Raw genomic sequence first — 24,926 nt, forward strand, 5'->3', positions numbered from 1 at the left:
GCTAAACACGGGGGCTGCGCGGCGGACACGCCAACGTCACCGCTGAATGCCACGCCATTTTTGCAGAACTTGACGCACACAACTCTCACGGTCCCAGCCTGTCGCCTCTCACCCCCGGCTGCCGGGCCTGTCCGGCGCGGCCTGAGAGGCCATCTGGAGAGAATAAATGAACGCTCATGCAACCGTCACGGAAAGACCGGCCGGAACATGGCAATCGAACTCGGCCAGTGGATCACCCACCGCGACCAAGACATGCCATCGCTGGTTATGATGCGGCACAAGGCCGGCAATCTAGGAGAGGTTTACGGCGTGCGATCGTTCGCAACCGTGGATCCGAACCGGGATAGAATGATGCTAGGCTCGGCGCTGCGGCCGATTGATGATGAGGCTTGGGCGGCTTGCTTGCTAACACCGGAATGGGCCGCCGAACTTGCGGCCTGACCGCCTCGCACCGCAACCTAGAAACCCCGCTTCGGCGGGGTTTTTCGTTGAGGGAAGCGTTGCGGAGAAACTGAAGGGTAATGCGCCAGTTCCTTAGAAGGACCAGCCTCGGCTGCCCGTTCTGAAGAAGACGACGGTAGGCCAACCTCGCCAAGCCACTCATCATAGTGATGGTTCAAGGCCAACAACAACTCGTCTGGCTTATCCATGCCGCCTTGGAATAACTCGATGATGTGACGACCAAGACGCTCTCTGGTCGGATCGCCAACTGCTATCCCGGCCTGATGGCAATAATCGTCGACCACCGCGGCAAGCATTGAAAGCTGCGCTGGATCCGTTACGCGGTTGAAGGTCATATCGCTTCTCCCTTTGTTTTGGGCGAAAGCGTGGTGATCTCTTCCAATCGACGGCTTGCCGTTAATGTGCGGGCGACTTCCGTTATATAGTGTGTCGGTTTGGTACATACGAGTCGCAGCGTCAACCTAACGCAACGTCAGGTTGCGGCAGCCGCGAATGATGATCAATGCCACAGGAAACGAACCTAAGCGCGTGGCGCTTGAACACTGCGCCGGTTCCCGAAGACACAATTCGTCATTACCGCCGTGATCCCAATTCACCATAGTCTCAAGTCGGGCGCGGCGGTGAACCGTTTTCGGCAACACCGATGCGGCGGCTCAGGCAACATCTGCCGCGTCCACCAGCCCGCTTCGCGCGGGCTTTTTGTTGTGCTGGCTGCAATGTGGCTATTTTCTGTATAGCCAGCTTAGGGGATACTGGCTAAGCCTTTGATTTTAATGGTCGGAGTGGCCGGATTCGAACCGACGACCCCTTGACCCCCAGTCAAGTGCGCTACCGGGCTGCGCTACACTCCGGACCGGTCGCGATGTATCGTGATAACCCGGTTCGGGTCAACCGAATTCGGCGGCGGTCGCGCCGATGCCCGGCATGGTGGATTTGAAGTTCCTGCTCCGTTGGGCGTCGTCAGCATTCAGGAACTTCAAATCCAGAATCACACTCGTTTGTCTGGCTTGATCCTCTGGCGTCGCTGTTATGAGACGGGCCGTCGATTTTCCACGGATTGTGTCAGCACGGCTGTATTGATCAGCGCGTCTTCCGGAAGCCGGAGCGCGGAGGCTATTCGCCGAAGCTTCGACAAATCTGCATTCTTGCCGTTCTCGATGTCCGCGATTTCATCGACCGCCAGGCCGCACGTCAGAGACAGCTCTTCCATGCTGTATCCCCTGGTTTCTCGGATGGCCTTGAGGGCGCTGTGGTCGGGGGCAGCTTCGGTCGCCGACAGTTCGGAAAAAGCTTCGCTTGTTGCTATTTGGGGCATTTGGCAACTCCGTGGATTTAAAGAGTTTGATCAAAACACGATGTTGCCTGAGACGGCGCAGAGAATGCCCTCTCGATGGTGATTTGCCAAGTACCAACGGAACCGTCACGGCATCGTGATGCCGATCGGAGCAGCCCGGCACAGGCCTCAGCGGCGCCGGCGCGGGACGCCACCCCAATTAGCTTCCTTGACTGGCCGATCGCTGAATTGTTCGACGGTTCTGAGCCGCTCCCTTGTTAAGCGGCTGTCGCTGGCCCGTCAGCCGTTTTGAACGGATCGAATCAGCGGCAGGAGCCTGATGCAGGCAGAACGCGTCAGGGGGCTGCGAATATTTTTGAACCGACGCGTGAACCTTTCCTCTCCGGGCCGCACCAAGACGGTATGGACGCCACAAAGGTGGTCCCCAACCAGAAGGACGCCCTGACGGCGATCCTCGATCCAGAGAAGGAAATGCTCAAATGACTGATATCTCGAACTTCAAGCGCCTTTCGCTCGCCGCTGCCATCGTCGTCTCGGCCTTCGGCTCGATTTCAGTTCCGAGCTCGGCCTTCGCCAACGGCACGCATCCCACCGGCGACGGCGGCGCGGTTTGTAAGGGCGCGGGTCACTGTCTGGTGCTGGAGCTCGACTGCAAGGGTACATACACGGATGCTACCGACCCCAACGGCACCGTCTATGGCAAATGCAGCCAGACCGCGCAGGTCAGCCCGAAGAACAAGCTCAAGCTCGCGCGCTGATCGACTTGTTATCAAACGAAAATGGCGGCCGTCCGCGCCGCCATTTTCTTTTGTCTCAACGTGCCGATCTCGACGTCGGTCGCGACGTCTTCTGCTGTCGGCTGAGCAACAGGCTGGCGACGAGCCCGACCACAACCAGCCCGACAGCGGCCGCTGTCGCGGGATGATCGCGGGCTGTCTTCTCTATCACCCTGCTATGCCTCCTGATCGCAGGCAGAGCGTCACTGATGCGCTCGGCAAGATCCGAGTAATAATCCGACGCGGTGTCACGCCCGTCCTCGTAATAGGCGCTGCCGCGCCTGGACACGGCTTTTCTCAGCGCCGCCAGTTCCCTGGAGAGGGATGCGACCTGCTTTTCAAGGTCGATGTCGGAGAGGGTCGAAAAAGATACCATGATATGCTTCCTTCCTTTGCGAAAAAGAACGCATGATTTCGGAAGCAGTTCCGGTTTTTGCTGGCGATCGATTGGGCCTTGAAGCGCGCTGGGTCTGAAGGGATTCACGCGACCCAGCTTTTTCTTTTTATGCGTCGTTGTCCCAAAACCGCTGCCCGTCCGGCTCACGCCCGAGGGCAGGCTTTTGGGCGACATGCACTACAGCACCGCGCGTCCTATTGGACGCGCAAGGGACGCTGTAGCACTTTAATTTTGCGCATGATCCTTTTCCGAAAATCGATTCCGATTTTCGGGGTCATGCGCTAGCGCACCTGATCGAGCAGGCGCTTGCATTCCAGAAGGTCGAACAGCGCCTCCTGCAGCAAAGCACGGTTGTCGCGCGAGAGTTTCGACGTGCCCGGCTGCACCGGCCCGTCGTCGTCGGTCTTGCCCAGGCCGAAAAAGCGCCGGCTGGGTTTCACCTTGGGCTCGCCGACCAGCATCTCGTCATCGGCACCGCGCGGCTGGGCCGCCGGCGTCAGCGGCACCGCATCGGCCTGCCGGCGTTGCGAGATCGCCTCGACGGCCGCCATGTCGCCACTGCCGATGGCGACCAGGAAATGGTTGCCGTTCTCGCGCAGCAGCTTCTGCACGCCCTTGATCGTATAGCCCTGGTCGTAGAGCATGTGGCGGATGCCCTTGATCAATTCGACATCCTGCGGCCGGTAGTAGCGGCGGCCGCCGCCGCGCTTCATCGGTTTGATCTGGTTGAAACGCGTTTCCCAAAAACGCAGCACATGCTGCGGCAGGTCGAGATCTTCTGCGACCTCACTGATGGTGCGGAAAGCATCGGGGCTCTTGTCCATGGGCGAAATCCTCACGCTGGAGCATGATCCCGAAAAGTGGGAATCGGTTCTCGGCCAAGATCATGCTCAACAAAGAGTCATTCCGATCCGGCTGGTTCTGCCGAATCGGGCCTTATTTCAGCGGTTTATGAAACAATATTCAAGCCCGGCGTCAAAGCGGGCGACCGTTTTCAACCGGGCTTTGATGCGCAGCCGCTATTTGCTGCCCTTGGCCTTGCTGTTCTGGTGGGCGCGCAGAATGCGGTTCTTCAGCACATTCGACGATTTGAAGGTCATCACCCGGCGCGGCAGGATCGGCACTTCCTCGCCGGTCTTGGGGTTGCGCCCGATGCGCTCGTTCTTGGAGCGGACATGGAACGTCGCGAACGACGACAATTTCACCGTCTCGCCGCGAACGATCGCTTCGCAAATCTCGTCCAGAACCGCTTCGACGAGCTCGGCCGATTCAGTGCGCGACAAGCCAACCTTGCGATAAACGGCTTCAGCAAGATCGGCGCGCGTAAGTGTCTTTCCCCCCATGCGAACCGTCCCCATCAGCTCAAAAACATAACTCTATACAAGCAGAGATAGAGCCTAAGTAATTGATCCGGCAAGGTCAAGGACCGAACCTGTCAGTTCGGCACTTACCAGCGAACCAAAACCGCGCCCCAGGTGAAGCCCCCGCCCATCGCCTCGATCAGCACCAGGTCACCGTTCTTGATGCGGCCGTCGGCGACGGCCACCGACAGAGCCAGCGGCACGGAAGCAGCCGAGGTATTGCCGTGCAAATCGACCGTAACCACCACCTTTTGCTCTGCTATCCCGAGCTTTTTGGCGGAAGCGTCGATAATTCGTTTATTGGCCTGATGCGGCACGAACCAGTCGAGATCCTCAGCGGTTATGCCGGCAGCTGAGAACGTCGCCTCGATGACATCGGTGATCATGCCGACCGCGTGCTTGAACACTTCGCGGCCTTCCATCCTGAGATGGCCCACCGTTCCAGTGGTCGACGGTCCACCGTCGACGAACAGCTTGTCCTTGTGGGCCCCGTCGGAGCGCAGGCTGGCCGCCAGCACGCCGTGGTCGGCAATACTGCCCGCCCCCTCTCCTGCTTCCAGCACCATTGCGCCGGCGCCGTCGCCGAACAGGACGCAGGTCGAGCGATCGCTCCAGTCGAGGATGCGCGAGAAGGTTTCGGAGCCGATCACCAGCACGCGTTTGGCCAGGCCGCCGCGGATATAGAGGTCGGCTGTCGTCACCGCGTAGACAAAGCCCGAGCACACTGCCTGCATGTCGAAGGCGAAGCCGTGATGCATGCCGAGCCGGTTCTGGATGTCGACGGCGGTCGCTGGAAAGGTGTTGTTGGGCGTCGAAGTCGCCAGCACGATCAGGTCGATATCGGCCGGCGTCAGGCCGGCATTGTCGAGGGCTGCGCGCGCCGCAGCCTCGCCGAGCGAAGCCGTCGTCTCGTCGTCGGCCGCGATATGGCGCTGGCGAATGCCGGTGCGCTGGGCGATCCATTCGTCTGACGTCTCGACCATGCCTTCGAAATCGGCATTCTTCATGATGCGGCGGGGCAGCGCGGCGCCTGTGCCGCGCACGACTGATCTGATCAAGGCTCTTTCCTATTCCTCTGCGTCGGCAACGACGTCGGATTTCCTCTGGGCATGCGGATTGCGCGCATGGAACAGGTCGAGATCGGCTTCGATGCGGTCGAGCAGATTGTTGCGCACCATGTCGTAGCCAAGCTCGATCGCCGCCGCGAAGCCGTCCGAATCAGCCCCGCCATGGCTTTTCACCACGATGCCGTTCAGACCCAGGAAAACACCGCCGTTGGAGCGGCCGACATCCATCTTTTCGCGCAGGCGATCGAAGGCGCCCTTGGCGAATATATAGCCGATCCTGGCCATCAGCGTCCGGTCCATCGCGGCACGCAGATAACCGGCGATCTGTCTTACCGTGCCTTCCGCCGTCTTCAGCGCGATGTTGCCGGCAAATCCTTCGGTGACGACCACGTCGACCGTGCCCTTGCCGATGTCGTCGCCCTCGACGAAACCATGGTAGTTCATCGAGGCCATGTTGGCCTCGCGCAACATGCGGCCCGCCTCCTTGACCTCTTCCTGGCCCTTGATCTCCTCGACGCCGACATTGAGCAGGCCGACGCTCGGCCGTTCGATGCCGAAAACCGAGCGCGCCATGCCGGTGCCCAGAATGGCAAAATCAACCAGTTGATGCGCATCCGCGCCGATGGTGGCGCCGACGTCCAGCACCACGCTTTCGCCGCGCAATGTCGGCCAGAGCGCCGCGATCGCCGGACGGTCGATGGTCGCCATGGTGCGAAGGCAGAACCTCGACATCGCCATCAGCGCGCCGGTGTTGCCGGCCGAGATGCAGGCGTCCGCAGTACCTGCCTTGACCGCCTCGACCGCTTTCCACATCGACGACTTCCAGCGGCCATGGCGCAGCGCCTGGCTCGGCTTGTCGTCCATCCTGACTGCTATCTCGCAGTGAATGAACTCGCACACTTCCGCCAGCTTGGGGAGTTTTGCGAGTTCGGGACGCACTGCCTCCTCGCGACCATAGATGACGAAGCGGATGTCGGGACGCCGCGTCGCGACCGTCATGAGCGCCGGGATGACCACGCTTGGTCCGTGATCGCCACCCATGGCATCGATGGAAATCCTGATCACGCGGTGTTCATCTCACAGTTTGCTTGAGCGAGCGCCTGGCGCTGGCAACGGTTTTGGGGCTCGCGAAGGTTCGGCGAAAATAGCGTTTTTGGGCTGCCGCACAACCGGCTTTCTCCGATTGGGTCGGGTTTTCAGGATTTTCCCAGCAGGGAACGCAGCTTTTGCTGGAATTCGCTTTCCGCAGTCCCGGCATCGTCGGCAGCCTCCATTGAAACGCCTTGCTTGCGCGGATAGGGATCGATCGCCAACCCAAAGAACTGTTCGGCGAGCGCCCCGACATCGATCGTATTGCCGGAAAATGTTTCCGGGCTGTCCGGCCCTTCGGCATCGAGCATTATCTCGCCGCCGCCCTCGAAACCCTGCCGCCCGAGCTTGGACCGCTCCGGCAGGAACAGTCCGTCGACCGCCTCGTCGATATGCGCCTCGACCGGATCGAGGGTGACGATGCAGGCCTGGGTGATATCGGCCTCGACGCGGCCGCTGACCTTGACGCCGTTGCGCTTCCACGGCGCCACCAGGAGTTCGACACGGTAGTTCTCGACCGAGAGCAAATCGTGCTCGCCCGCCAGCGCGGCGCGCTGCGCGGCGTCGGCCTCGATCACCACCGGCAGTCCCTTTTGCGGCAGCCGGGCGACATTGGCCACGAAGGACACGGGGCTCTGGGAATCGGCGTGTTTCATCTTTTCCTTAGATAGTCTTATTTTTCTTAGATAGTCTTGGCCACAGGGAATGCCACAGTGCCGGAAACAATCGATTCGGTCGGCTGTTCCGCGAGTCGCCTGGAGACATCGGCGACGTAGCCGGCCAGTTGCGTTGCTTGCGGCCAGGTGGCGGCATCGGGCCTGACATTGCGGGCAAGGGCGGCGATGAGTGCATCATGGTCGTTTCGTTCCAGCGCATCGTCATAGGCGGCGGTGCGGCCATAGAACATCTTCGCCAGTTTCTTCATGCGCTTCGGCACGCCGACGTCGCCGATGCCCAGTTCCCGCAGCGAATGCTCGACATCCATGAAGAATTCGTCGATCAACACCTGCGCGACCTCCCCGGCGACACCGCCCTCGCCGCGCAGCCGGTGCTGGAACAGGAACATGTGCAGGGACAGCATCTCGAAGCGGCCAAGCGGCGTGTCCGGTATACTCCAGTCGGAATAAAACACGGTTTGCCGCGCCGCTGCCACGATTTGTGCGTAAAGCGCCTCGGTGATAGCGCGGTTGGCGTGACGTTCGCGACCAAAAAGGCGCTGGAACATTGAGGGTGGTCTCCCGGGGACCGTTTGTTTGAATTGGCCTTGTTGCATCGGCGAGCAAGCTGGTTTACCGGTTTTGCGGCCCAGCGCAAGTTGCGGCCAGCTAATGGAGTTGTAGTTGCGCGCGCTGAAATTCAAGTCGACTTTTCTGTCCAGGTCCGCTTTGTCCAGGTCCACCGGCGCGGTCTCGCTGCTGGTGGTTGCATCGGCGCTATCCGCCTGCAACTCGTCGAAAATGATCGGCGATCTCAATCCGAGCGAAACGCTGACGCAGGGCTACGTGATCGACCAGCAGGCGATCGACCTGGTGCCGGTCGGCTCGAGCCGCGAACAGGTGCTTCTGGCGCTCGGCACCCCGTCGACGAAGGCGACTTTCGACAACGAGGCCTTCTACTACATCTCGCAGACGCGCAAGCGTTACGTCGCCTTCGACAAGCCGAGGCTGGTCGACCAGAAGGTGCTGGCGGTCTATTTCGGCGAGGACGGGCGCGTCACTCAGATCGCCAATTACGGCCTGAAGGACGGCAAGGTGTTCGACTTCATCTCGCGGACCACTCCGACCGGCGGCAAGGACCAGAACTTCCTCAGCCAGATCATCAAAGGCGCCAGCAAGCTGGCGCCCGGCCTCCCCGGCGGCGGCGGCGGCTCGCCCGGCACCTGATCCATCCCGGCAGAATCGGCTTCATCCTTTCCTTTTGCTTCCCTGGAAGCAGCAACATCTCAGGCGACCGAAAACCCGCGGGAGCGATCCTGCGGGTTTTTGTTTTGAGACAGCAAGCCAGCGTCGCGGGCTGCGGGCCGCAGACGACTTGAACGCGAGCTTTGGAGCCGTCACGGGCGTCAATGCCCTGATGCTGGACGTCCAAAATAGAAGAACCCGCGGGATCGCTCCCGCGGGTTCGGTGCTGGATTTCGGCCCTGGAAAGGCCGAGCGGCCTCAGCCGTGCGCGAGCACGGCCAGCAGCAGCAGGGCGACGATGTTGGTGATCTTGATCGCCGGATTGACTGCCGGACCGGCGGTGTCCTTGTAGGGATCGCCGACGGTGTCGCCGGTCACCGAGGCCTTGTGTGCCTCGGAACCTTTGAGATGCTTGACGCCGTCCTTGCCAGTGAAGCCGTCCTCAAACGATTTTTTCGCGTTGTCCCAGGCGCCGCCGCCAGAGGTCATCGAGATGGCGACGAACAGGCCGTTGACGATGACGCCGAGCAGCGAGGCGCCGAGCGCCGCAAAGGCTGATGCCTTCGAGCCCGAGATCAGCAGCACGCCGAAATAGACGACCAGCGGCGCCAGCACCGGCAGCAGCGACGGAACGATCATTTCCCGGATCGCCGCCTTGGTGAGAAGGTCGACCGCTCGCGCATAGTTCGGCTTCGACGTGCCGGCCATGATGCCCGGATCCTCGCGGAACTGCTTGCGCACCTCCTCGACGATGGCGCCCGCCGCACGGCCGACGGCGGTCATGGCGATGCCGCCGAACAGATACGGGATCAGACCGCCGAAGATCAGGCCGGCGACGACGTAAGGGTTGGAGAGGTCGAAAGAGACGTCGCCCATGCCCTGGAAGTAAGGATATTTGTCGCTATTGGCGGCAAAGAACTTCAGGTCGTTGGAGTAGGCCGCAAACAGCACCAGCGCACCGAGACCGGCCGAACCGATGGCGTAACCCTTGGTCACCGCCTTGGTGGTGTTGCCGACGGCGTCGAGCGCATCGGTGGACTGGCGCACTTCCTTGGGCAAGCCGGCCATTTCGGCAATGCCGCCGGCATTGTCGGTGACCGGGCCGAAGGCATCGAGCGCAACGATCATGCCGGCAAGGCCGAGCATCGTGGTGACTGCGATCGCCGTGCCGTAGAGGCCGGCGAACTGGTAGGTCGATATGATGCCGCCGACGATGACGATCGCCGGAAGTGCCGTCGATTCCAGCGAGACCGCAAGACCCTGGATGACGTTGGTGCCGTGACCAGTGACCGAAGCCTGGGCGATGGAGTTCACCGGGCGCTTGTTGGTGCCGGTATAATATTCGGTGATCACCACGATGAGACCGGTCACCACGAGACCGATCAGGCCGCAGATGAACAGGTTCGCGCCGGTGATGGCCATGCCGTCGACCGTGCCAATTTCGCCCCAGCCCAGTGTTGCCGAGGTTGCGATGCCGAGGCCGACGATCGACAGCAGGCCGGTGACGATCAGGCCCTTATAGAGCGCGCCCATGATCGAGCCGTTGGAGCCGAGCTTGACGAAGAAGGTGCCGACGATGGAGGTCAGGATGCAGGCCCCGCAGATGGCCAGCGGATAGAGCATCGTGGCGCTGAGAACGGCGGTGCCGCCGAAGAAGATGGCGGCGAGGACCATGGTAGCGACCACGGTCACCGCATAGGTCTCGAACAGGTCGGCGGCCATGCCGGCGCAGTCGCCGACATTGTCGCCGACATTGTCGGCGATGGTGGCCGGATTGCGTGGATCGTCTTCGGGAATGCCGGCTTCGACCTTGCCGACGAGATCGCCGCCGACGTCGGCGCCCTTGGTGAAGATGCCGCCGCCGAGACGGGCGAAGATCGAAATCAGCGAGGCTCCGAAGCCGAGCGAAACCAGCGAGTCGATGACGACACGGTCGTTTGGCTGAAGGCCCATGAATTGGGTGAGGATCAGGTAGTAGATCGAGACGCCGAGCAGGGCCAGGCCAGCGACCAGCATGCCGGTGATGGCGCCCGACTTGAAGGCGATCTCGAGGCCGGCAGCGAGGCTGTTGGAAGCCGCCTGCGCGGTGCGGACATTGGCGCGCACCGAGACGTGCATGCCGATGAAGCCGGCAGCGCCCGACAGAACGGCGCCGATCAGGAAGCCGATGGCGGCGGTGATCGAAAGCAGCCACCAGGCGAGCAGCAGGACCACGACACCGACGATGGCGATGGTGGTGTACTGGCGCGCCAGATAGGCCTGCGCGCCTTCGCGGATGGCCGCGGAAATTTCCTGCATGCGTGCATTGCCCTGATCGGCCGCGAGGACCGAACGTGTCGCCCAGATGGCGTAAAGGACTGAAAGCAGACCGCAGGCGATGACAGCTGAAATTATGGTCATTGCCGGATTTTCCTCGCTTGATGACCCAAAAGAACCCCTCCCTGGGCCGTTGAGACAGGGAGCGGATTCCGCGCGCGGAATCCGCTCCCTTCGCACCGGCTTATGCGAAACGGGGTTGCGAACGTCAAGATATTGTTCGGTTTTTGCCCGGCTTTCGCCCAAAAGCCTCTCGGTAGAGCCGCTATCTTTCACTTCAGAACCCAGTCGGTCATGGAAATCGCTGTTTGGAATCCATTTCCGCCGAGATGAGTGAACGCGATATCTGAGTTTTGGTGACTACGCCGTCTCCTGCCCCATGCGACGCGCGGTGTAGCGCTCGATAGCCGACAGCCCGTCATAGATTAGCACGGCAAGGGCTGCGACGATCAGGCCTCCCTGCAGGACGAAGGCGAGGTTGTTGGACAACAGACCGGCGATGATCACCTCGCCGAGCGTCCTGGCCGCCACGGTCGAGCCGATCGTCGCGGTGGCGAGGCTGATGACCACCGACAGCCGGATGCCGCCGAGAATGATCGGTGCGCTGAGCGGCAGCTCGACCCTGCCCAGCCTTTGCCAGCCGGTCATGCCGGCGCCGCGCGCCGCCTCGACCACATTGGCCGGCAGCGTCGTCAGCCCGGTCAGCGCGTTCTCGAAGATCGGCAGCAGACCGTAGAGAAACAGCGCGATAAGTGTCGGCTTTTCGCCGAAGCCGACGGCCGGGACGGCCAGCGCCAGCACCGCCACCGGCGGAAAGGTCTGGCCGATATTGACCAGGCTGCGCGACAGCGGCAGGAATTCGACGCCGGCCGGCCTGGTGACCAGGATGGCGAGGGCCACGGCAACGATGGTCGCCGCCACCGTTGCGATCAGAACGGTCCTCAGATGCAGCAGCGTCAACGTCAAAAGGCTGCCCTGATTGTAGATTGCCGGCGCGTTGTTCTCGGTCAGCGGCTTCAGAAGCGGCTCGAACCAGCCGGGATTGGTCACGAAGGCAACCAGCAACGCCACCAGGACAAGCCTGAGCAGCGACGGAAGCCAAGCTTTTACACCGGCCTCCTTCATGCCGGCCTCGCCGCGCGTTTCACCAGCCCGTCCACCGTCACGCGGCCGAGCGGCTTGCCGTCGGCGCCTTTCACTGGCAATGCCGGGCGGCCCGACCAGAGGAGCTCGGCCAGCGCATCGCGCTGGCTGGCGTCGGCGGGGATCGCCTCGCCTTCGGCGGTGCCCGTCTCCACCGCGTCGCGCACCCGGCCGAGCGACAGCAGCCTGAACGGTTTTTCGCTGGCGCCGACCAGGGTCTCGACGAAGGCGCTGACCGGCTTCGCCAGGATCTCGGCGGGCTTGGCATATTGCACCAGCTTGCCGGCATCCATCACCGCGATCTTGTCGCCCATATGCACCGCCTCTTCCATGTCATGGGTGACGAGGATGATGGTGGTGCCGAAACGCTTCTGGATCGCCAGAAGATCCTCCTGCGCCTTGTTGCGGATGATCGGGTCGAGGGCGCCGAACGGCTCGTCCATCAACAGCAGGTTCGGCTCCGCGGCAAGCGCCCGGGCGACGCCGACGCGCTGCTGCTGGCCGCCAGAGAGCTCGTGCGGATAGCGTGGCCCGAACGCCTGGGATCGAGCTGGTAGAGCGTCATCAACTCGTCGACGCGGCGCTTGATGCGGGCCGCGTCCCAGCCGAGCAGCACCGGCACGGTTGCGATGTTCTGCGCCACCGTGCGATGCGGAAACAGCCCATGGCCCTGGATGGCGTAGCCAATGCTGCGGCGCAGTTCGTAGCCGGGCAGCGAGCGGTTGTCGGCGCCGTCGAGCCTGATCACGCCCGCGGTCGGCTCGACCAGGCGGTTGATCATGCGAAGCAGCGTCGTCTTGCCGGAGCCGGAGGTGCCGACGATGACGGCGATGGTGCGCGGCTCGATCAGCAACGACACGTCGTCGACCACCGTTGTCGCGTCGTAGCGCTTGGTAATGCCTTCGAACTCGATCATGCCGGTTGTGCCTCGCGTCTCCTGGTGGAGGTCATTTCGATCACCGCGTCGAGGATGATGGCGGCGGCAAAGGCCATAGCCACCGTCGGCACGGCGCCGAGCAGCACCAGGTCCATCGCCGTCTGGCCGACACCCTGGAACACGAACACGCCGAAGCCGCCGCCGCCGATCAGCGCGGCAATGGTGGCAAGGCCGATGTTCTGGACCAGCACGATGCGGATGCCGGTGAGGATCACCGGGAAGGCCAGCGGAAATTCGACGCCGAACAGGCGCTGGCGATCGGTCATGCCCATGCCGCGTGCGGCGTCATTGGCGGCGCGCGGCACGCCGGCAAGACCGACCACGGTGTTGGCCACCACCGGCAGCAGCGAATACAGGAACAGGGCAACGAAAGCGGGCGCGGTGCCGATGCCGCGAATGCCGAGCGCGGCTGCGCCGGGAACATGCGTGGCGACCCAGCCGAGCGGCGCGATCAACAGGCCGAACAGCGCGATCGAGGGGATGGTCTGGATGATGTTCAGCACGTTGAGCACGCCGGCCCGCAATTTTTCGGCGCGGTGGCAGAGGATGCCGAGCGGCAGGCCTGATATCACCGCCGCCGCCAGCGAACCCAGCGCCAGCGTCACATGCTTGGAGCCTTCCGCCCAGAAACTGTCGGCACGGTTGGCATATTCCTTGAGGATCGACAGGCTGTTCCAGCTTCCCGAGACCAGCAACAGGCCGATGGCCAGAGCTGCGACTACAAGTATGCCAACCCGCGCCCATGGCGACAGGTTCAGCCTTGTCAGCACATCGGCGAGCAAAAGCGTAAAGGCGAAGATGAGCAGCCAGAAGCCCGAGGCCGGCGAGATGCGGGCAAAGGTATTGCCCTCAGGCGTCAGGAAGCTGCCGGCGACGCCGATCAGCAGCGCCAATGCTGCAAGCACGACCACACTGGCGGCAAGGCGTAGGATCAGCGGCGTCTTCAACAGCGCGATGAGCCCCGCGGCGACAACGATCGCCAGCAGTAGCGGGCCTGCCGCCGCAGGCAGAGCCTCGAGGATCGAGCGTGCCTCGCCTGGCACGATGCGGTTGGCGCGCAAGGTGGCGAAGGGCGCCACGAAGGCGGCATAAGCAACGATCGCGGCGATGACCACGCCGAGCTTGTCAAAGCGGATGGTCATCGGAGCCCCCCGAGCGGGCAGATTGGTAGCTTCGTGAAGAGCGCCCGTCCAGCAGCCTCGGAGATTGGCGAAAGCCAAAGTGACATCTGATCTCCCCCCTTGCGGGGGAGATGGCCGGCAGGCCAGAGGGGGGCGCCTCGCACCGGCGTCATTTTCAAAACGGGCTGACTACTTCAAAAACCCGTTCTTCTTCAAAAAGTCTTCGGCGACGCCCTTGACCGGCTCGCCGCCGACCTGCACGCGGCCGTTCAGTTCCTGCAGGGTGACGAGGTCGAGCTTGGCGAAGACCGGCTTCAGCAGCGTCTCGATTGCGGGATGCTCCTTCAGCACCGCCTCGCGGATGATCGGCGCCGGCTGGTAGACCGGCTGCACGCCCTTGTCGTCCTCTAGCACGACCAGGCCGGACGGCGCGATGCCGCCATCGGTGCCGTAGACCATGGCGGAGTTGGCGCCGTTGGTCTGGTTCGCCGCAGCGGCGATGGTCGCCGCCGTATCGCCGCCGGACAGCGTGATCAGCTGGTCCGGCTTCAGCGTGAAGCCATAGGTGGTCTGGAAGGCCGGCAGTGCGGCGGCCGAATTGACGAATTCGGCCGAGGCCGCCAGCACGACCTGGCCGCCGCCCGAGACATATTTGCCGAAGTCGGACAGCGTCGCCAGCTTGTTGGCCTCGGCGACATCCTTGCGCAGCGCAATCGCCCAGGTGTTGTTGGCCGGCGACGGCGACAGCCAGACGATCTTGTTGGCGTCGTAGTCGAGCTTCTTGGCCATTTCATAGCCCTTGGCAGCATCCTTCCACACGGGATCGTCGGCCTTTTCGAAGAAGAAGGCGGCATTGCCGGTGTATTCCGGATAGATGTCGATCTCGCCGGCGGTGATCGCCTTGCGCACCACAGGAGTGCCGCCGAGCTGGATGCGGTCGGTGGTCTGGATGTTGTTGGCGTTCAGCACCAGCTGGATGATGTTGCCGAGCACACCGCCTTCGGTGTCGATCTTCGACGACACCACCACCTGAGCGCTCGCCGAGGCTGCGGTGATGCCGAGCGCTAGAGCCGCGCCGGCCAGAACCTTGACTGAAAACATTTCACAAATCCCTTGCTGAGAACCGGATTACGGCTGCCGCATATGAGCATGGCTTCAATGCCCCGTCGGGGCACACGGTTTCATAAGAAGGGGGATGGGGGCAATAATTTTGTTCGGATGCGGCTGGATCCGCTGCTGTCCGATCCCGACAGCGTCATGTCACTAAAGCGCGTCGCGTTTGGCCGGCCTCATGCGACGCGCTTTAGGTTGTTGTTTTTACGCATGTCGTTATCACAAAACCGCTGCACACTTTGCGCGACATGCATTACAGCGCCGCGCGTCCGTTTGGACGCGCAAAGGGCGCTGTAGCACTTTTGATTTTGCGCATGATCCTTTCCGAACCTTCGGTTCGGGGTCATGCGCTGGTCGGCCGTACGCTTGTCATCTTCAACACGCCCAGCGCCACGAAGCACAGCACCGTCACCGGGAAGATGATCCAGTTCAGCATCTCCCAGCCCCAGGCGTTGTAGACCGCGCCCGACATCAGCGAGGCGAAAGCGACGGAGCCGAACAGGACGAAATCGTGAAAACCCTGGACCTTGCCCTTTTCGGATGGCCGGTAGCTGTCGGCGACCATGGCGGTGGCGCCGATGAAACCGAAATTCCAGCCGAGGCCGAGCAGGATCAGCGCCGTCCAGAACTGCCACAGGGCCAGGCCCGACAGCGCCACCACGGCGCAGCCGATCAGCAGCACAAGGCCGGTTGCGACGATCCGTTCGGCACCGAAGCGATAGATCAGCGACCCGGTGAAGAAGCTCGGCGCGAACATTGCCATGACATGCCAGGAAATGCCGAGCGTGGCGTCGTCCGTCGACAGGCCGCAGCCGACCATGGCGAGCGGTGCGCCGGTCATGACGAAGCTCATCAGCGCGTAGCTGCCGACGGCACAAAACAGCGCCGCCACAAAGCGCGGCCTGGTCACGATCTCGGCGAGCGGCCGCGCGTCGCTGTCGGCGATTTCCACTTTGCCGGCTGCCCTGGCAGGGATGCGCAGGAGCGACAGGATGGCGGCGCCGACCGCCGCCAGCACCAGGATCGACGCGAACGAGCCGGCAAACATCACCGGCACAAACAATTCGCGGGTGAAGATGACGATCTGCGGCCCGAGGATGGCGGTGACGATGCCGCCGGCCAGCACGAAGGAGATGGCGCGCGCCTTGAATTCAGACGGCGCGTTGTCGGCGGCGGCGAAGCGGAATTGCTGGACGAAGGCGCCGCCGATGCCGATCACCAGCAGGCCGAAGGCGAACAGCCAAAAGCTGGCCTGGAACAGCGCCAGCGTGGCGACCAGACCACCGAGCGCAGTGACGATCGTGCCGGTCATGAAGCCGTCACGCTGGCCGAGCCGGCGGATGATGGCGGCGGCCGGAAGCGCGCCGAGCGCCACGCCGACGTTGAAGCCGGTGATCGGTGCGGTCGCCAGCGACTTGTCGGAGCCGAGCAGATAATGTCCGGCCAATCCACCCACGGAAATGGCGATGGGTGCGGCCGAACCGATGATCGCCTGCGAAGCGGCAAGGATGAGCGCCGTGCGGCGCGCTTCCCTGCCAGCCTCGGCGATAGCGACGGCCGTCATGAAGCGTCCTTGCCGCGCCCCTCGCCGCGCACCCGGCGCGACACGCGATCGAGCACCGCGTTGACCAGCTTCGGCTCGTCTTCTTCGTAAAACGCCTTGGCGATATCGACATATTCCGAAACGATGACAGCCACCGGCACGTCCTCTCGCTTCATCAGTTCGTAGACGCCGGCGCGCAATATGGCGCGCAGCGTCGAATCGAGCCTGGACAGTGGCCAGTCCTCGGTCAGCGCCTGGCGGATGATCGGATCAATGGTCTTCTGGTTCTCGACGACGCCGGCAAGGATGGCGCGGAACCATTGTGCGTCGGCCTCGCGATAGAGCGCGCCGTCGACTTCCTTGCCAAGCCTGAACGCCTCGTATTCGGCGGTGATCTCGAAGACGCCGCTGCCGGCCACATCCATCTGGTAGAGCGCCTGCACGGCGGCCAGACGGGCAGCACCGCGCTTGTTGGCGTGGCGTACCGCAGGCTGGCCGGGTGATGCGGGTTCGCTCACGATCGCTCTCCCAACTGTTGCTTGAGGGCAATCATAGTCAGCGCCGCACGCGCGGCAAAGCCGCCCTTGTCGCCTTCCGAACGCCTGGCCCGCGTCCAGGCCTGCTCGTCGTTTTCGGTGGTCAGGATGCCGTTGCCAATACAGACCGCATCCTGCACGGACAGGTCCATCAGGGCACGGCTGGATTCATTGGCGACGATGTCGAAATGATAGGTATCACCGCGCACGACGGTGCCGAGGGCGACAAAACCATCATAGCTCGGCCCGCCTTCGGCGGCGCCGTCGAGCGCGAAGGAAATCACTGCGGGAATTTCGAGTGAGCCCGGAACGGTGACGACATCGTATGTCGCGCCCGCTTCCTCGAGCGCGATTGTCGCGCCTTCGAGCAGCGCGTCGGCAAGATCGTCATGGAAGCGCGCCTCGATGACAAGAAGGTGGGCCTTCTTCTTCGGGCGAATGAACGCTTTGCCGTGTTGGGATGTGCCAGCCATAGATGTCTCCGGGATCGCCGGTGACTTAGGCCGAAGCCGGTTTGATCGCAAGCGGAAGATTGGTGGAGACGAGCCAGGTTTATCGCATCTTTGGGCGAGGTGCGGAGTGGGGGCAGTCAGCACCGATGCTTTCAGTCCACACAAGAACGGCCTCGTGATCCACCACACGGCCGTCATCCACGTCGGCCAAGGCTTCGCGCGTCAGCCGCTCTTCCTCTTTGGAATCCCTGCTTTCCATCAAAGTCCCTTCCTCATTTGAACAGCTCAGCGATATCAGCCATCGGCCGGAACAGCTTCATTGGCTGATCTGGGCACGGCAGAAAGCTCTCGCGTTGATAGAAGCGGCGTGCGTCTTCGCCTTTGGCATCGACTATAACAGCGAACGAGGCAATCTCGCTTCTGACGCACCGGGACAGTGCATCGGCCAGGAGATAGCGACCATGGCCTTGCCCCCAATATCGCCGATCAACGGCGAGACGACCGAGCAGCGTCGCTGGAATGAGGGGGTAGCGAGGAAGCTTGCGGATGGTCTGGGCGGGCCACTCGCCAATATCCACGGCAGTCGCCGACAACGTGTAGTAGCCGGCGATGGCTCCGTCCGGCAGGACAAGAACAAACGGTGCCGCGATGTTCTTGCGCGCGTCCTGTCCAGCCTGCATTCGGAAATATCGATCGAGCGGCTCTACGTCGCTCTCGAACGAAGTCCTTTCGTGATGTGGGCCAAGCACCTCAACCCGAAGAGAATCCTCGTTGGAGGCGCTCACTCGTCAGGTGCCGGTGGCCTGACGATACCCACGCACGGTATCGCGCAAACGATCGTTTACCGGCTGCGGATTGATTAGGGCATCGACGAAGGCCCGGCTGTCGCGGACAGACAAATCGAGACGCTGATGCTCCTCGATGGTCCTGCGGGCGGCTTCTTGCACACTGGTCAGCACGAAATCCGTCACCGTCCGGCCCTGCAGGGCCGCAGCATGTTCAATTAGGCTTTTCTGGTCGGCCGTAACGCGCGTCTCCAAACGCTCGCCACGGACACGGCCGCGAGGTGGCTGTGCATGTGCTGTCATCGTCATTCTCCAGCGGCAATGTACGGCCAATGGCCGGAAACTTCAAGGCTGTTGCCTCAAAGCCCCTCTTTCGCGGCCTCGGCCAAGCGCGCCGCGTAGCGGGCCATGGTGTCGATCTCCAGATTGACCCGGTCGCCGACCTGGCGTTCGCCCCAGGTGGTCACGGTCAGCGAGTGATGGATCAGCAGCACGTCGAAGCGGGTGCCTTCGACCTTGTTGACGGTGAGCGAAGTGCCGTCGAGCGCGACGGAGCCCTTGGGTGCGATGAATTTGGCCAGGTCGCGCGGCGCTTCCAGCGTGAAGCGCACGGCGTCGCCCTCCTCCTTGCGCGCCACGATCTCGGCCGTGCCGTCGACATGGCCTGAAACGATGTGACCACCGAGTTCGTCGCCGATCTTCAGAGCCCGCTCCAGATTGATCCTGGTGCCGGATTTCCAGCCCATCGCTGTGGTCAGCCTGAGCGCTTCTTCCCAGGCCTCGACCTCGAACCAGCGTGCATTGGCGCCGCTTTCCGGCAACGCCGTCACCGTCAGGCAGACGCCGCCGCAGGAAATCGAAGCACCAATGGTGATGGTCTGCGGATCATAGGCGGTGTCGATGCGCAAGCCGACGCCCTCTCTCAGCGGCTTCACGGCAGCGACGGTTCCGACATCGGTGACAATCCCGGTAAACATCAGATCCTGTCTTCTTGTTTGGCCATGATCTTTTCCGAAAACCGGTTCCCACTTTTCGCTAACGCGGACCTTCGGTTCGGGATCATGGCCTAGAAATCCCTTATCCACTCGGCGTAGCTGTCTTCGCCGAAACGCATGTCGCGCAATTTGCGAAATCCTGCCGGGATATGGTCGGCGTCGATGGGCGATACAATGCCGCGCTTGCCGATCGGCTCCTGGCCCTGGAACAGCACGATGCGGTCGACCAGCCCTTCGGCGAGGAAGGCCTTGGCCACCTTGGCGCCGCCCTCGACCAGCACGCTGGCCATGCCGAGCGCGGCCAGATCCTCGAGCAGTTCCGGCAGCGCAATATCGCCTTCGTACGTCTCGGTGCCGATGAAGCGCACGCCGGCGCGTTCGAGCGCGGCGCGCCGGTGCGGATCAGCTTCAGCGCAGGCGGCGACATAGAGCGGAACCCGGTCGACGCCGGCGACCAGTTTCGACGTTTCCGGCAGCCTGATTTGGCGGTCGAGCACGATGCGCGCCGGCGAACGGTTTTCCAGCCCCGGCAACCGCACCGTCAGCGCCGGATCGTCCTCCAGCGCCGTGCCGATGCCGATCAATATGCCGTCGGCTTCGGCCCGCATCAGGTAGACTTCGCGCCGGGCGACGTCGCCGGTAATCGAGACTTGCCCCGCGCCTTCCATGCCGATCCTGCCGTCGCTGGAAAGCGCAAGTTTCAGGATCACTTCCGGACGTTTTTTCAGAGATCGAATGAGATAGCCGGCCATCTGCTCGGCGGCTTCTGCCAGCAGCACCTTTTCGACCACTTCGACACCGGCGGCACGCAGGATCGCATAGCCGTTGCCGGACACGCGTGGATCGGGGTCGCTCGCAGCCCCAACCACCCGCGCGACGCCGGCATTGAGCAGCGCATTGGCGCAAGGCGGCGTGCGGCCATGGTGGGCGCAGGGCTCCAGTGTGACATAGGCGGTGGCGCCGCGTGCGAGCTCGCCGGCCTCGGCCAGCGCCTCGGTCTCGGCATGCGGCCGGCCGCCGACAGCGGTGACGCCGGTGCCGACGATCATCGGCCCGGTGCCGTCGTCGCGCACGATCAGCGTGCCGACGGACGGGTTGGTCGAGGTCCGCCCGGCATTTTTGCGCGACAGCCTGAGTGCTGCCGCCATGAAGCGGCGATCAAGAACTTCTTGTTCGGCTTGGCTGCGCCTTGCCATGCTCAGCCGGCGTCCTCTTCCTTGAGCTCGTCACCCTTCAGTTCGCCCAGCACGTCGTGGAAATCCTTGGCCTCACGGAAATTGCGATAGACCGAGGCGAAGCGGACGTAAGCGACGTCGTCGAGCGATTTCAGCGCCTCCATCACCAGGCGGCCGACCTCGCCCGAGGCGACCTCGGTCTCGCCCGAGCTTTCGAGCTGGCGCACGATGCCGGTCACCGCGCGGTCGATGCGCTCGGGATCGACATTGCGCTTGCGCACCGCGATCTCGACCGAGCGCAGCAGCTTGTCGCGGTCGAACGGCACCTTGCGCCCGGACTTCTTCACCACCACGAGGTCGCGCAACTGCACGCGCTCGAAGGTGGTGAAGCGGCCGCCGCAATCGGGGCAGACGCGCCGCCTGCGGATCGCCGCGCCATCTTCGGCGGGGCGCGAATCCTTCACCTGCGTATCTTCGGACTGGCAGTAGGGACAGCGCATGGACAGCCTTGTGTTCGCGATTCTCGTGGAGCGAAAGGCTTAGAGGTTTTTGCCGGGATGGCAAAGCACCGGGGGTGGTCTCTCGCGCCTCAGAGATAGCGAGGCGCGAAGAAAAATGCCAGCATCATACCAGACGGCAACACCGGCCGATTACGGAGCGACGTCACCGGTCGAGAACCCACATGACACGCCGAGGCTGCGATAGGCCTTGGTGAAGCCGTCCATCGATACGGTCGCGACCGGAATGTCGGCGAAGATCACATCGAGTGCGCTGGCGCGGCGCATGGCACGCAGCAGCGCCAGGCTGATCTCGGGCGTGTTGTTCAACATCCATTTTCCGCCGGCACCCGCCATGGCATTGACGGTCGCCTTGACCTTGCCGTTGCTGTCGCCGAACACCGCCGGAATGTTCCCGCCAGTCGGCAAGTCCTTGTTTTTCATGGCGATGACAAGGGTCGGATAGCCGTTGGGCGGCAGTGCATCACCGTTCGAGATGGCGAGGGTGAGGGTGCCGCTGGTACCGCTCGCGTCGAGAAAGGCGGTCGAGGCGACGCAGGTCTTGCGCAGATCCTCGCCGGTATCGATCTCGTCCACAGTGGTGGACCACATGCCGAAGGTTTCCGTCTTCGGCGCGGCTGGGGTGGGCGCAGACTGTGCCAAGGCGGCGGACAGCGGCAAGGCGGTCAATGTCGCCACTACGCCAAGCGCGCAAAACCCAGCGACACGGAAAATCTGCATCATCGTCAAGCCTCCTGTCCGGACTCGGTCCCCACTGCAACAGTGCTTCTCGTGCGGCCGATAACGGATGACACTTTGCGTAAGCTCAACCGAGATAGGGATAGAGCGGAAAACGATCCGCCAGCGCGGCCACCTTCGCCTTCACCGCGGCCTCGACAGCTGCATTGCCCTCGTCCGAATTCGCGGCCTTGAGCCCGTCCAGCACCTCGGCGAACAGCTTGCCGATCTCGCGGAACTCGGCCTGGCCGAAGCCGCGCGTGGTGCCGGCCGGCGTGCCGAGCCGCACACCCGAGGTGACGAACGGCTTTTCGGGATCGAACGGAATGCCGTTCTTGTTGCAGGTGATGTTGGCGCGGCCAAGCGCTGCCTCGGCGCGCTTGCCGGTGGCGTTCTTCGGGCGTAGGTCGACCAGCATCAGATGGTTGTCGGTGCCGCCGGAGACGATGTCGAGACCGGTTTCCTGCAGGCTGGAGGCGAGCGCCTTGGCATTGGCGGCAACGCTCTCGGCATAGACCTTGAAGCTTGGCTTCAGCGCTTCGCCGAAAGCCACCGCCTTGGCGGCGATGACATGCATCAGCGGCCCGCCCTGCAGGCCCGGAAACACCGCCGAGTTCATCTTCTTGGCGATGTCCTCGTCATTGCACAGGATCATGCCGCCGCGTGGGCCGCGCAGCGACTTGTGCGTGGTGGTGGTGACCACATGGGCATATGGCAGCGGCGACGGATGCACGCCGCCGGCGACCAGGCCGGCGATATGGGCCATGTCGACCATCAGATAGGCGCCGATCGAGTCGGCGATTTCGCGAAAACGCTTCCAGTCCCAGACGCGCGAATAGGCGGTGCCGCCGGCCAGGATCAGCTTCGGCTTGGTCTCGTGGGCGGTCTTCTCGATCGCATCCATGTCGAGCAGATGATCGTCCCTGCGCACGCCGTAGGAAACGACCTTGAACCATTTGCCGCTCATGTTGACCGGCGAACCGTGCGTCAGGTGGCCACCGGAATTGAGGTCGAGCCCCATGAAGGTGTCGCCGGGCTGCAGCAGCGCCAGGAACACCGCCTGGTTCATCTGGCTGCCGGAATTCGGCTGGACGTTGGCGAAGTTGCAGCCGAAGAGTTTTTTGGCGCGCTCGATGGCCAGGTCCTCGGCCACGTCGACGAACTGGCAGCCGCCATAGTAGCGCTTGCCCGGATAGCCCTCGGCGTATTTGTTGGTCATGATCGAGCCCTGCGCTTCCAGCACGGCGCGGGAGACGATGTTTTCCGATGCGATAAGCTCGATCTCGTGGCGCTGACGGCCGAGTTCGTTGCGGATCGCGCCGAAAATCTCCGGGTCCGCATCGGCAAGCGTGGTTTCGAAGAAGGATTCGAATTTGTTCGACACTGCCGCTGCTGTTGCCATGCTTGAGATCCTTGTCGTCTGGGGGTCTGCCGCGCCATTAACACAGTTGCTTTCGCCCCGCCACGTTTGCAGCGCGAAATTTGCTGGCCGGATTGCGGCAGCGAGGCGAAGAGCCCACCTATTTCCTTGCCTGTCGACCCTTCAGCAAGGCTTCCGTAAGCGTAATTTCAGTAAGCAGCGCCTGCATGGTGTGATCGTTGATCTCACGGCTGCGAAACATGGCGCGCACGGCCGCGCGCTCGGCCTCGATGCCGGCGAGCCTCATTTCGAGCTCTAGCCGTCCGGCTTCACGGGCTTCAGTGCGCGCTTCGTCAGCCTCGTCGGAGGCGGCGATGCGGCGGCGGTAACCGGCGACAATGCTGTCGGCCGCGGCGAGCCGGGCGCCGGGCACTTCGCCTTCGTCCCCGTCTTCCGCACCAGCGACGCTCTCGATGCGGGCGATGGCGGCCTTGGCCGCGCCGACACGCGCCGGGCGCTCCTCGGCAGCACCTCGATCCTCGCCCGGCTCGACTAAACCGCGCGCGATCTTCGGCAAGGCAAGGCTGGCGATGGCCAGCCAGCAGATGATGACGCCGGCGGCCAGGAAGATCACCACGTCTCGCGCCGGAAAGGGCGAGCCGTCCGCCATGGCGAGCGGCAGCGACACGATGCCGGCCAGCGTTATCGCGCCACGCACGCCGGCCACCGAGCCGGCGAGGAGAATACGCAGTCCGAACGGCTCGGCCTTGCGCTTGCGCAATCGCGCCACGACGCGGGCTGCAGTGTCGCCGATCCAGATCCAGACAAAGCGCAGCGCGATCAAGCACAGCGTCAGCGCCAACACAGTCAGGATCGGCTGGATGACCGGATAGCGGCCGCTGAGCTCGGGCGGCACGTTGCCGATAATGTCGGGAAACTGCAGGCCGAGCAGGATGAAAAGAGCACCGTTGAAAACGAAGGACAGCGTCGTCCACAGCGACATCGTCTGGATACGCGCCGAAACGCCGAGGAAGCGGAAAATTCCGGAACCGCCGGTCAGCACGCCGGCGGTGACCGCAGCCAGGATACCCGAAGCCCCGACATGCTCCGCGCCGAGATAGGCGACGAAGGGCAGCAGGATCATGACCAGCACCTGCGCCTCGGCCGGCACGCCGCCGATGCGATTCAGCAATTGCAGCGCCTTGGCGGCAACGAACAATGCCACCACGCCGGCCAGGATGCCGACTGCCACGGCGTAGAGGAAAGTCAGAGATGCCGCGGCGAAGGAAAAGCTGCCGGTCAACACTGCCGCCACCGCGAAACGGAACATGACCAGCCCCGACGCATCGTTGAGCAGCGACTCGCCTTCCAGAATGTGCATCAGCCGCGCCGGAACCACATTCTTGTCGACGATCGAGGACACGGCCACTGCGTCGGTCGGCGACAGCACCGCGGCAAGCGCGAAAGCGACAACGAGCGGAACGCTCGGCACCAGCCAGTGCAAGGCGTAGCCGAAGCCGACGATGGTGAAGAAGACCAGCCCGATGGCAAGGTCCAGTATCGGCCCGCGCAGCGCCACCAGTTCGCGCTTCGGGGCGCCATAGGCATCGCTGAACAGCAACGGCGGGATGAACACCAGCAGGAAAAGCTCGGGATCGATCTCGACATGGATGCCGCGCATCGGCCAGGCGAGTGCGGCACCTATGGCAATCTGCAGCACCGGCAAAGGCACCCGCACCAGCCGGACCAGCGCGCCGGAAACGGCGACGAAGACGAGCACGATCAGGATGAAGATGGCGACTTGCATGGCCCTGTACCGAACGGCGCTTTCCGGACCCGGCGCAAAGCGTGACCTCCAGCCGGATGCA

The 24,926-nt window shown here is 63.1% G+C and carries 27 protein-coding genes, 1 tRNA gene and 1 pseudogene; 3 read left to right on the forward strand and 26 right to left on the reverse strand.

Features of this window, described 5'->3' with window-relative positions:
* Positions 1-207 precede the first annotated feature (207 nt).
* A complete protein-coding gene (locus AC0L14_RS16115; RefSeq protein WP_473487699.1) occupies positions 208-441 on the forward strand; it encodes a hypothetical protein in 234 nt (77 codons plus the stop codon).
* A gap of 17 nt (positions 442-458) precedes the next feature.
* Here the strand turns inward: AC0L14_RS16115 and AC0L14_RS16120 are convergent, their stop codons facing one another.
* From AC0L14_RS16120 to AC0L14_RS16130, 3 genes are all read right to left on the reverse strand, one after another.
* A complete protein-coding gene (locus AC0L14_RS16120) occupies positions 459-797 on the reverse strand; it encodes a hypothetical protein (RefSeq protein ID WP_473750098.1) in 339 nt (112 codons plus the stop codon).
* Between the two features lie 439 nt (positions 798-1,236).
* Positions 1,237-1,313, reverse strand: a tRNA-Pro gene (locus tag AC0L14_RS16125).
* Positions 1,314-1,489: 176 nt separating this feature from the next.
* Positions 1,490-1,777, reverse strand: coding sequence for a helix-turn-helix domain-containing protein (locus tag AC0L14_RS16130; RefSeq protein WP_095491037.1), 288 nt, complete (start codon positions 1,775-1,777; stop codon positions 1,490-1,492).
* Between the two features lie 458 nt (positions 1,778-2,235).
* On the opposite strand from AC0L14_RS16130, the gene AC0L14_RS16135 reads away from it, so the two are divergent.
* On the forward strand, positions 2,236-2,514 hold the full coding sequence (locus AC0L14_RS16135) for a hypothetical protein (RefSeq protein WP_473750099.1): 279 nt from the start codon (positions 2,236-2,238) through the stop codon (positions 2,512-2,514).
* A gap of 55 nt (positions 2,515-2,569) precedes the next feature.
* Here the strand turns inward: AC0L14_RS16135 and AC0L14_RS16140 are convergent, their stop codons facing one another.
* The 7 genes from AC0L14_RS16140 to AC0L14_RS16170 all read right to left on the reverse strand — a co-directional run bounded on the left by AC0L14_RS16140 (position 2,570) and on the right by AC0L14_RS16170 (position 7,671).
* Positions 2,570-2,908, reverse strand: a complete 339-nt coding sequence (locus AC0L14_RS16140) for a hypothetical protein (protein ID WP_123147532.1) — start codon at positions 2,906-2,908, stop codon at positions 2,570-2,572.
* A 302-nt stretch (positions 2,909-3,210) separates the two neighbouring features.
* Positions 3,211-3,753 (reverse strand): MerR family transcriptional regulator, encoded by a 543-nt coding sequence (locus AC0L14_RS16145; protein WP_123147533.1) that lies wholly within the window; start codon positions 3,751-3,753, stop codon positions 3,211-3,213.
* Between the two features lie 195 nt (positions 3,754-3,948).
* Positions 3,949-4,272, reverse strand: coding sequence for an integration host factor subunit alpha (locus tag AC0L14_RS16150; RefSeq protein ID WP_095485783.1), 324 nt, complete (start codon positions 4,270-4,272; stop codon positions 3,949-3,951).
* A gap of 104 nt (positions 4,273-4,376) precedes the next feature.
* Positions 4,377-5,348, reverse strand: a complete 972-nt coding sequence (locus AC0L14_RS16155; protein WP_473750100.1) for a beta-ketoacyl-ACP synthase III — start codon at positions 5,346-5,348, stop codon at positions 4,377-4,379.
* 9 nt (positions 5,349-5,357) lie between these two features.
* Complete coding sequence (gene plsX, locus AC0L14_RS16160; protein ID WP_473750101.1) at positions 5,358-6,422, reverse strand: phosphate acyltransferase PlsX; 1,065 nt, start codon at positions 6,420-6,422, stop codon at positions 5,358-5,360.
* A 131-nt stretch (positions 6,423-6,553) separates the two neighbouring features.
* Positions 6,554-7,102, reverse strand: a complete 549-nt coding sequence (locus tag AC0L14_RS16165; protein ID WP_473750102.1) for a YceD family protein — start codon at positions 7,100-7,102, stop codon at positions 6,554-6,556.
* Between the two features lie 26 nt (positions 7,103-7,128).
* Positions 7,129-7,671, reverse strand: a complete 543-nt coding sequence (locus tag AC0L14_RS16170; protein WP_473750175.1) for a ubiquinol-cytochrome C chaperone family protein — start codon at positions 7,669-7,671, stop codon at positions 7,129-7,131.
* Between the two features lie 115 nt (positions 7,672-7,786).
* Here AC0L14_RS16170 and AC0L14_RS16175 point away from each other — a divergent pair, with 115 nt between their 5' ends.
* Complete coding sequence (locus AC0L14_RS16175) at positions 7,787-8,329, forward strand: outer membrane protein assembly factor BamE (protein ID WP_473750103.1); 543 nt, start codon at positions 7,787-7,789, stop codon at positions 8,327-8,329.
* Positions 8,330-8,605: 276 nt separating this feature from the next.
* Here the strand turns inward: AC0L14_RS16175 and AC0L14_RS16180 are convergent, their stop codons facing one another.
* From AC0L14_RS16180 to AC0L14_RS16255, 16 genes and pseudogenes are all read right to left on the reverse strand, one after another.
* Positions 8,606-10,747 carry a sodium-translocating pyrophosphatase gene (locus AC0L14_RS16180; protein WP_473750104.1) on the reverse strand — a complete coding sequence of 714 codons (2,142 nt, stop codon included), beginning with the start codon at positions 10,745-10,747 and terminating at the stop codon, positions 8,606-8,608.
* 276 nt (positions 10,748-11,023) lie between these two features.
* On the reverse strand, positions 11,024-11,788 hold the full coding sequence (locus tag AC0L14_RS16185; RefSeq protein ID WP_473750105.1) for an ABC transporter permease: 765 nt from the start codon (positions 11,786-11,788) through the stop codon (positions 11,024-11,026).
* Positions 11,785-12,722: pseudogene (locus tag AC0L14_RS16190) on the reverse strand (ABC transporter ATP-binding protein). The gene AC0L14_RS16185 and the pseudogene AC0L14_RS16190 overlap by 4 nt, the downstream one beginning before the upstream one ends.
* On the reverse strand, positions 12,719-13,885 hold the full coding sequence (locus tag AC0L14_RS16195; protein WP_473750106.1) for an ABC transporter permease: 1,167 nt from the start codon (positions 13,883-13,885) through the stop codon (positions 12,719-12,721). The pseudogene AC0L14_RS16190 and the gene AC0L14_RS16195 overlap by 4 nt, the downstream one beginning before the upstream one ends.
* A gap of 168 nt (positions 13,886-14,053) precedes the next feature.
* The gene (gene osmF, locus AC0L14_RS16200; RefSeq protein ID WP_473640404.1) at positions 14,054-14,965 is read right to left on the reverse strand and encodes a glycine betaine ABC transporter substrate-binding protein OsmF; all 912 of its coding nucleotides are present in this window, start codon (positions 14,963-14,965) and stop codon (positions 14,054-14,056) included.
* 355 nt (positions 14,966-15,320) lie between these two features.
* Positions 15,321-16,541: an MFS transporter gene (locus tag AC0L14_RS16205; RefSeq protein ID WP_473528389.1), complete on the reverse strand. Its 1,221-nt coding sequence runs from the start codon at positions 16,539-16,541 to the stop codon at positions 15,321-15,323.
* The gene (gene nusB / locus AC0L14_RS16210; RefSeq protein WP_023798402.1) at positions 16,538-17,038 is read right to left on the reverse strand and encodes a transcription antitermination factor NusB; all 501 of its coding nucleotides are present in this window, start codon (positions 17,036-17,038) and stop codon (positions 16,538-16,540) included. Before nusB ends, AC0L14_RS16205 begins: the two co-directional genes overlap by 4 nt.
* Positions 17,035-17,529: a 6,7-dimethyl-8-ribityllumazine synthase gene (ribH, locus tag AC0L14_RS16215; protein WP_473487710.1), complete on the reverse strand. Its 495-nt coding sequence runs from the start codon at positions 17,527-17,529 to the stop codon at positions 17,035-17,037. The genes nusB and ribH overlap by 4 nt, the downstream gene beginning before the upstream one ends.
* A gap of 251 nt (positions 17,530-17,780) precedes the next feature.
* Complete coding sequence (locus tag AC0L14_RS16220; protein WP_473750107.1) at positions 17,781-18,293, reverse strand: GNAT family N-acetyltransferase; 513 nt, start codon at positions 18,291-18,293, stop codon at positions 17,781-17,783.
* A 3-nt stretch (positions 18,294-18,296) separates the two neighbouring features.
* Complete coding sequence (locus tag AC0L14_RS16225) at positions 18,297-18,602, reverse strand: type II toxin-antitoxin system TacA family antitoxin (protein WP_473750108.1); 306 nt, start codon at positions 18,600-18,602, stop codon at positions 18,297-18,299.
* A gap of 50 nt (positions 18,603-18,652) precedes the next feature.
* The gene (locus AC0L14_RS16230; RefSeq protein WP_473750109.1) at positions 18,653-19,270 is read right to left on the reverse strand and encodes a riboflavin synthase; all 618 of its coding nucleotides are present in this window, start codon (positions 19,268-19,270) and stop codon (positions 18,653-18,655) included.
* A gap of 89 nt (positions 19,271-19,359) precedes the next feature.
* Complete coding sequence (gene ribD / locus AC0L14_RS16235) at positions 19,360-20,484, reverse strand: bifunctional diaminohydroxyphosphoribosylaminopyrimidine deaminase/5-amino-6-(5-phosphoribosylamino)uracil reductase RibD (protein WP_473750110.1); 1,125 nt, start codon at positions 20,482-20,484, stop codon at positions 19,360-19,362.
* 2 nt (positions 20,485-20,486) lie between these two features.
* Positions 20,487-20,963, reverse strand: a complete 477-nt coding sequence (nrdR, locus tag AC0L14_RS16240) for a transcriptional regulator NrdR (protein ID WP_023798407.1) — start codon at positions 20,961-20,963, stop codon at positions 20,487-20,489.
* Between the two features lie 150 nt (positions 20,964-21,113).
* Positions 21,114-21,704 carry a hypothetical protein gene (locus AC0L14_RS16245; protein WP_473750111.1) on the reverse strand — a complete coding sequence of 197 codons (591 nt, stop codon included), beginning with the start codon at positions 21,702-21,704 and terminating at the stop codon, positions 21,114-21,116.
* Between the two features lie 82 nt (positions 21,705-21,786).
* On the reverse strand, positions 21,787-23,100 hold the full coding sequence (glyA, locus tag AC0L14_RS16250) for a serine hydroxymethyltransferase (RefSeq protein WP_473750112.1): 1,314 nt from the start codon (positions 23,098-23,100) through the stop codon (positions 21,787-21,789).
* A 118-nt stretch (positions 23,101-23,218) separates the two neighbouring features.
* Entirely contained in the window at positions 23,219-24,865 is a 1,647-nt protein-coding gene (locus tag AC0L14_RS16255) for a Na+/H+ antiporter (RefSeq protein WP_473750113.1), read from the reverse strand.
* Positions 24,866-24,926: the final 61 nt, after the last annotated feature.

The sequence above is a fragment of the Mesorhizobium sp. WSM4841 genome, assembly GCF_055811515.1.

Coding starts and splice junctions, on each gene's coding strand:
- AC0L14_RS16135 (WP_473750099.1), top strand. CDS start 2,236: ATGACTGATATCTCGAACTTCAAGCGCCTTTCGCTCGCCGCTGCCATC.
- AC0L14_RS16165 (WP_473750102.1), bottom strand. CDS start 7,102: ATGAAACACGCCGATTCCCAGAGCCCCGTGTCCTTCGTGGCCAATGTC.
- AC0L14_RS16140 (WP_123147532.1), bottom strand. CDS start 2,908: ATGGTATCTTTTTCGACCCTCTCCGACATCGACCTTGAAAAGCAGGTC.
- AC0L14_RS16255 (WP_473750113.1), bottom strand. CDS start 24,865: ATGCAAGTCGCCATCTTCATCCTGATCGTGCTCGTCTTCGTCGCCGTT.
- osmF (WP_473640404.1), bottom strand. CDS start 14,965: ATGTTTTCAGTCAAGGTTCTGGCCGGCGCGGCTCTAGCGCTCGGCATC.
- glyA (WP_473750112.1), bottom strand. CDS start 23,100: ATGGCAACAGCAGCGGCAGTGTCGAACAAATTCGAATCCTTCTTCGAA.
- AC0L14_RS16180 (WP_473750104.1), bottom strand. CDS start 10,747: ATGACCATAATTTCAGCTGTCATCGCCTGCGGTCTGCTTTCAGTCCTT.
- AC0L14_RS16230 (WP_473750109.1), bottom strand. CDS start 19,270: ATGTTTACCGGGATTGTCACCGATGTCGGAACCGTCGCTGCCGTGAAG.
- AC0L14_RS16145 (WP_123147533.1), bottom strand. CDS start 3,753: ATGGACAAGAGCCCCGATGCTTTCCGCACCATCAGTGAGGTCGCAGAA.
- AC0L14_RS16205 (WP_473528389.1), bottom strand. CDS start 16,541: ATGACGGCCGTCGCTATCGCCGAGGCTGGCAGGGAAGCGCGCCGCACG.
- AC0L14_RS16120 (WP_473750098.1), bottom strand. CDS start 797: ATGACCTTCAACCGCGTAACGGATCCAGCGCAGCTTTCAATGCTTGCC.
- AC0L14_RS16115 (WP_473487699.1), top strand. CDS start 208: ATGGCAATCGAACTCGGCCAGTGGATCACCCACCGCGACCAAGACATG.
- nrdR (WP_023798407.1), bottom strand. CDS start 20,963: ATGCGCTGTCCCTACTGCCAGTCCGAAGATACGCAGGTGAAGGATTCG.
- ribH (WP_473487710.1), bottom strand. CDS start 17,529: ATGGCTGGCACATCCCAACACGGCAAAGCGTTCATTCGCCCGAAGAAG.
- AC0L14_RS16170 (WP_473750175.1), bottom strand. CDS start 7,671: ATGTTCCAGCGCCTTTTTGGTCGCGAACGTCACGCCAACCGCGCTATC.
- ribD (WP_473750110.1), bottom strand. CDS start 20,484: ATGGCAAGGCGCAGCCAAGCCGAACAAGAAGTTCTTGATCGCCGCTTC.
- AC0L14_RS16185 (WP_473750105.1), bottom strand. CDS start 11,788: ATGAAGGAGGCCGGTGTAAAAGCTTGGCTTCCGTCGCTGCTCAGGCTT.
- AC0L14_RS16130 (WP_095491037.1), bottom strand. CDS start 1,777: ATGCCCCAAATAGCAACAAGCGAAGCTTTTTCCGAACTGTCGGCGACC.
- AC0L14_RS16225 (WP_473750108.1), bottom strand. CDS start 18,602: ATGACGATGACAGCACATGCACAGCCACCTCGCGGCCGTGTCCGTGGC.
- AC0L14_RS16150 (WP_095485783.1), bottom strand. CDS start 4,272: ATGGGGGGAAAGACACTTACGCGCGCCGATCTTGCTGAAGCCGTTTAT.
- AC0L14_RS16195 (WP_473750106.1), bottom strand. CDS start 13,885: ATGACCATCCGCTTTGACAAGCTCGGCGTGGTCATCGCCGCGATCGTT.
- AC0L14_RS16245 (WP_473750111.1), bottom strand. CDS start 21,704: ATGATGCAGATTTTCCGTGTCGCTGGGTTTTGCGCGCTTGGCGTAGTG.